General features: G+C 40.8%; 8 protein-coding genes. 5 read left to right on the forward strand and 3 right to left on the reverse strand.

The features are described from left to right. On the reverse strand, positions 1 to 608 hold a 608-nt coding region (locus IQ224_RS21200), incomplete at its 3' end, for a DUF4335 domain-containing protein (RefSeq protein WP_194033466.1). 2 nt (positions 609 to 610) lie between these two features. Beyond that, complete coding sequence (locus tag IQ224_RS21205; protein WP_002742075.1) at positions 611 to 1,237, reverse strand: DUF3038 domain-containing protein; 627 nt, start codon at positions 1,235 to 1,237, stop codon at positions 611 to 613. Between the two features lie 216 nt (positions 1,238 to 1,453). On the opposite strand from IQ224_RS21205, the gene IQ224_RS21210 reads away from it, so the two are divergent. The 5 genes from IQ224_RS21210 to IQ224_RS21230 all read left to right on the forward strand — a co-directional run bounded on the left by IQ224_RS21210 (position 1,454) and on the right by IQ224_RS21230 (position 4,595). Beyond that, entirely contained in the window at positions 1,454 to 1,972 is a 519-nt protein-coding gene (locus tag IQ224_RS21210; protein WP_002742074.1) for an adenine phosphoribosyltransferase, read from the forward strand. Positions 1,973 to 2,128: 156 nt separating this feature from the next. Beyond that, a complete protein-coding gene (locus IQ224_RS21215) occupies positions 2,129 to 3,190 on the forward strand; it encodes an ABC transporter permease (protein ID WP_002742072.1) in 1,062 nt (353 codons plus the stop codon). A gap of 75 nt (positions 3,191 to 3,265) precedes the next feature. After that, positions 3,266 to 3,574, forward strand: coding sequence for a hypothetical protein (locus IQ224_RS21220; protein WP_002737657.1), 309 nt, complete (start codon positions 3,266 to 3,268; stop codon positions 3,572 to 3,574). Between the two features lie 3 nt (positions 3,575 to 3,577). After that, positions 3,578 to 4,456 carry an NAD(P)-dependent oxidoreductase gene (locus IQ224_RS21225; RefSeq protein WP_002742071.1) on the forward strand — a complete coding sequence of 293 codons (879 nt, stop codon included), beginning with the start codon at positions 3,578 to 3,580 and terminating at the stop codon, positions 4,454 to 4,456. Next, entirely contained in the window at positions 4,443 to 4,595 is a 153-nt protein-coding gene (locus IQ224_RS21230) for a hypothetical protein (protein ID WP_002742070.1), read from the forward strand. The genes IQ224_RS21225 and IQ224_RS21230 overlap by 14 nt, the downstream gene beginning before the upstream one ends. Before the next feature lie 595 nt (positions 4,596 to 5,190). Here the strand turns inward: IQ224_RS21230 and IQ224_RS21235 are convergent. After that, positions 5,191 to 5,431: transposase (locus IQ224_RS21235; protein ID WP_194032751.1), on the reverse strand; the 241-nt coding region annotated here is incomplete at its 5' end.

The following is a 5,431-nucleotide window of genomic DNA, read 5'->3' on the forward strand; positions in this document are numbered from 1 at the left end:
GAAGCGGCGGGAATGGGGGGATTTTCGGGTTTACGGACTTGGGGGACGGGTAACAGATAGAAAAGTAGGGCGCAAGCGACAAGACTGCCTAATCCCGCCAAAAAAGGTACTGTTCGACTGGCCACCGATTCATTAACCTTATGGTAGCGACGGGAAACCGGCTGTAATTTCAGGGTTAGGTCAGGTAAAGTGCGAGTATCTGCAAAAAATTGGTCAATCGCTTCTATTAAATCGAATAACTGCACGGTACTGATTTCTATGTTGACTGGACTTTCTGGGATATTCAAGTCCGTTGATGGATACCAGACCAGACGATGGAGATTCTGGTCAATCTTTTCTAGGTACACATGATCTGGTTCATGGACGGGGTCTTGGGGATGACGAACACCGCTTAAAAATTCTTGGGCATACTGACTGACCGCTTGTACTAAATTTTCCAAGAAAACCCGACCACCTTGCAGGACTTTATTGGCCCCGACTAACCGACATTCTACGTTAGTCAAAATTGAGAGTAAAGGTCGGCTATCCCCGGGGTTAGCTGGTGCGAAATCATCGCCGAAACCATCGAGAATCAGGGTGCAATTGGGCAAGCTATACTGTCTTCTCATTTCTACACGATCTCCCCATCAAATAAACTAATCCAAAAGCGCTGCATTCCCGTCGTACCAGTACAAAATAATAACCGATCGAGGAGGGATAAAGCCAGTTCATTTAAAGCATTTTCATCAGCTAGATAAACCGATACTTTGGCCCGACGGGGGTTCATGCGACTGCGAAAATTGGAGCGAAATCGTTCTAGGTATTCTGATAAAAGAAAATTATTATCCACGGGTAAACCTTTTGACTCCATCTGTTGCCGCGCTAACAGTAATTGTCGGATGGATATAGCCAGGGGTTTGGCCCGATAACTGGCAATGATAACTAAAGCTTTTGCTTGGTCAAGGGTGAGACGGTCGAGGGTGTAGGAAATTCGCCAGGGATTAGTACAGCGTAAGCGCCAGAAAATAATCCGGTTTCTGACAATTTTATCGAGTCCTAGTTCTTTAGAGAGGGCTAACAGGGCCTCCCCAGCGCCGACTTCCAAGGATTCCAACGCTAATAGCATTAAATCGATATGCTGTTGGAGATGTAGGGCGCATTGCTGACTTGCAATCGGAAAATCGGGTAAAACGCTTAAAATAACTGGTTTTTCTGGGGCTGATGCTGTAGATTCGGGCGTTAGGCTAGTAGAGGTCATGATATGGGATAACTAGAACACAAGGGCGATCGAGTCAGTATATTGTAAATTGTATTGTATATATAAGTAGGTAGGTGTTAAAAGTTCTCAGATCCCCCCGCCTATCGGCACCCCCCTTATCAAGGGGGGCAGGGGGGATCAGAGGCAAAATCTATCTTCAATTTAATTATAACTACTTACTTAGCTGTCCCCCATTTTACGAGACACGGAAACCGAATGGATCTGAAATCACTGATTCGCGATATTCCCGACTTTCCCAAACCGGGTATTGTCTTCCGCGATATTACTACCCTACTCAATCATCCCCAAGGATTACGTTACACGATCGATACCCTAACGGCAAAGTGTCGCGATTACGGTTTATCCCCCGATTACATTGTCGGTATGGAATCCAGGGGTTTTCTCTTTGGTGTTCCTTTAGCATACCAATTAGAAGCGGGATTTATTCCTGTCCGGAAACCGGGCAAATTACCCGCTGCTGTTCACAGTATCGAGTATGATTTGGAATACGGAAGCGATAGCCTGGAAATTCATCAGGACGCGGTGGCATCCCATCATAAAGTCTTAATTGTCGATGATTTAATTGCGACGGGAGGAACGGCAAAAGCAACGGCAGATTTATTAGAAAAAATTGGTTGTGAGGTGTTAGGATTTGCCTTTATCATCGAGTTAATCGACCTCGGTGGTCGGGAAAAATTACCCGATTTACCAATTATTACCATTATCGATTATTAGGTTTTTTTAAGTACCCAAGCAGAATTAATTACACATTTTGCTAACACTCTTGCAAGAGTGCCTATCTCAAAAATGGCAATTAATTCTGCGCGACTATTCATCTCCTGTCTCCTGAATTGGAGTCCCCACTAGGAAATTAACTTGGCACGATTACTTATGACGGCGACTGATGATAATTATAAGGATGCAACCGCTCGATCGAGTGCTAATGGGTTACAATTTCTCCTAACTAGCGAAACTTTTTTGTATATTGTCAAGCGTGTTCTCCAGGGTTTATTGACTCTGTTGTTGGCCTCGGCTTTGAGTTTCGCTATTATCCAATTAACCCCCGGCGGTTTTCTGGCTTTGCTTGACCTGAATCCCAAGATTAGTCAGGAAACTAAAGAACAATATATTGCCCTTTTTGGTTTAAAAGACCCGCCGATTGTCCAGTATTTTAAATGGTTGTGGCAAGTGGTAACTCAGTTTAATTTTGGTCTGAGTTTTACCTATTTTCGTCCCGTGTCTTCCCTATTATTAGAGAGAATTCCAGCGACGTTATTAATGTCTTTAACTTCCATAATTTTAACCTGGGCGATTGCGATTCCTTTGGGCATTGTTAGCGCCGTCAAACAAAACCAATTTATCGATAAATTTTTCCGAGTTATCAGTTATCTTGGTCAAGGTTTCCCCAGTTTTATCACTGCCCTTTTACTGCTAATTCTCGCCCAAAATGTCTCGCCGCTTTTACCGGTGGGTGATATGACCAGTATTAACTATTCGGAATATTCCCCTATTGGTAAATTTCTAGATATCGCTTGGCACATGATTTTACCAACTATTGCCCTGACAGTTACCAGTTTTGCGGGATTACAAAGATTGATGCGGGGACAATTATTAGATGTTCTGCGACAGGATTATATTCAAACCGCGAGGGCGAAAGGTTTACCAGAAAATAAAGTTATCTATGTCCACGCTTTACGCAATGCTATTAATCCCCTGATAACTCTTTTGGGCTTTGAATTTTCTAGTTTGTTAAGTGGGGCATTTATCGCCGAATTTTTCTTTAACTGGCCCGGATTAGGTCGTTTAATTCTGCAAGCTGTGACGGCTAAAGATTTGTATTTAGTTATGGGCAGTTTAATGATGGGTGCTACTATGTTGATTATCGGTAATCTTCTGGCTGATTTACTTCTCAAAGCTGTAGATCCTAGAATTAAATTGGAGGATTTAAAGTAGGGGGAATGGTGTTGGGTTTCATGCTTCAACCCAACCTACGTTCTTTTTTCTTTTTCACTTTTTACTTAACAAACTATGTTAGCAACTACACATTATTTACTCAGGTCAAAACAAGACGGACAATATCTAGTAGCGCGTCTGAGAAAAGGTGAAAGCGAAACTCCGGCTAGTTATCTGCTTCTGTTTAAAGAATCCTACGATGCTTTAAGTTATATCAACACCCATGCTCAGGATTTAGCCAATAATTTTTCTGTGGAAACTCTCTCAGGAACACAATTAAAGGGACTAATGCAGCGATGGGGATTTGCAGGAATTGGTTTAGTTAGTGAACCGTTGGAACCACAAGTGCAGTTTTTAGCCTACGAAAAAGGATTTAATCTCTAAACTATGAAAACGCTGTTAATCACTGGAGTTAGTGGGTTTTTAGGTTGGCATATTTACCAAAAAACTCGCTCATCCTGGGCTAGTTTCGGTACATACCTTAATCACAATGTCAATAGTAATGACCCAAATTTAATTAAAATTAATTTAACAGACTTAGTCGCAGTTAAAGAACTTTTTCAACAGATTAAACCCGATGCGGTAATTCATGGGGCTGCCCAATCAAAACCGAATCTCTGTCAAGAATTTCCCCAAGCATCCGAGGCAATTAATCTGACAGCTTCTCTAGAAATTGCCCGTTTATGTAGTCAATATCAAATACCCCTAGTTTTTACCTCTACCGATTTAGTTTTTGATGGTAGAAATGCCCCCTATTCCGAAAATGATCCCGTTTCTCCAGTCAGTGTCTATGGTGAGCAAAAAGTAGCGGCAGAAAAGGGTATTTTAGCAATATATCCTCGGGCAGCTATTTGTCGAATGCCGTTGATGTTTGGTTCCCCTTCTCCCAGCGCTAATAGTTTTCTGCAACCCTTTTTAAAAACCCTGCAAGAGGGAAAAGAATTATCTCTATTTACCGATGAATATCGGACGGCTGTTGGGGTTAATAGTGCGGTGGATGGTTTACTTTTGGCATTAGAAAAAGTGCAAGGGATTATTCATCTGGGGGGTAAAGAAAGAGTTTCTCGTTATCAATTTGGTTTACTAATGGCGGCAGTTTTTAACCTTCGCAGGGAACAAATAAAACCCTGTTTACAGTGCGATGTTCCCATGAGCGCACCGCGTCCGCAGGATGTTTCTCTTGATAGTTCTCTTGCTTTTTCTTTAGGTTATCAACCATTAAGTATTAAAACCGAATTAGAGGCAATTAGAGATGAAATTATCTGAACAAAAGCGGACTATATTAATCATCTTACTTCTTTTTTTTACCGCTATTCTCATGACTAATTATTTCGAGGTAGGGATGACGGGAGTGTTAGCTTTTTTCGTTGCCTATCTTGCTAAAGGATTGCGAAAAGTTAAGTAGGGTATGTTGAAAAAGCCTGAAATGCCGATAGGAAAAAGGTAAAATACCCTAAAAGTCCTGCACTTTTTTTATTCAGTACAGATGTATATAATCTCGGCGGCAACTCGATCAGAACCAGAATCATTTGAACTGCCCTTTGCAACTTAATTGGCGTATTTACCTACTTATTTTCCCGAATTCTCTCCTATTTTATTCTTTTCTTAAGTCATTTTTTAAGCATTTGGTTATAAACTTGTCGTGAAAGAATTGGGAAAAACTCTTTATCTTGATAAAACTTTTTTTCATCTCCAAAGACAACTAAAATATAATGAGCTTTGTTATCAAGACTGACGATAATGGCCGCATCATTTCGATTATTAAATGTCCAGCCTATCTTAGCATAAAATTGAGTTTTAACGGGGAGAGATTGACCTAAAAAGTCTTGGATAGGATTAAAAGGTTTTTCTTTCCACGCTTGAGGATGTAAATCTCGTTTAATTAATTGTTCAATCCCTTGGCTATAAGCTGGTGAAATCGCTTGTTCTTGCTCAATTTCGATTGGAAATTTTCCAATTTTTACTCTCTTTTTTGGCTCTTCGTTACTCTTTATGCTAAATCAACAGACAAGATGCCAAGATAACATACTTCTAACCCAAAAATTCCGAAAGTTTCTAAAGCCATAGCCTCTTCTTTTTATTAGTTTAAGTTTATTGTTGATTCCCTCGACCACCCCATTCGTTGTCCTTCGCTCGAAATAACTAATTATTTCTCCAAACCAGTTTCGGATTGTTTGACAACTCTTAGTAAAAACACTGGAGGATTTTGCCAACCATTCCGAGATGGATAGCATTCCCTCT

The organism is Microcystis sp. LEGE 00066, assembly GCF_015207925.1.
GTDB classification, from domain to species: domain Bacteria; phylum Cyanobacteriota; class Cyanobacteriia; order Cyanobacteriales; family Microcystaceae; genus Microcystis; species Microcystis ichthyoblabe_A.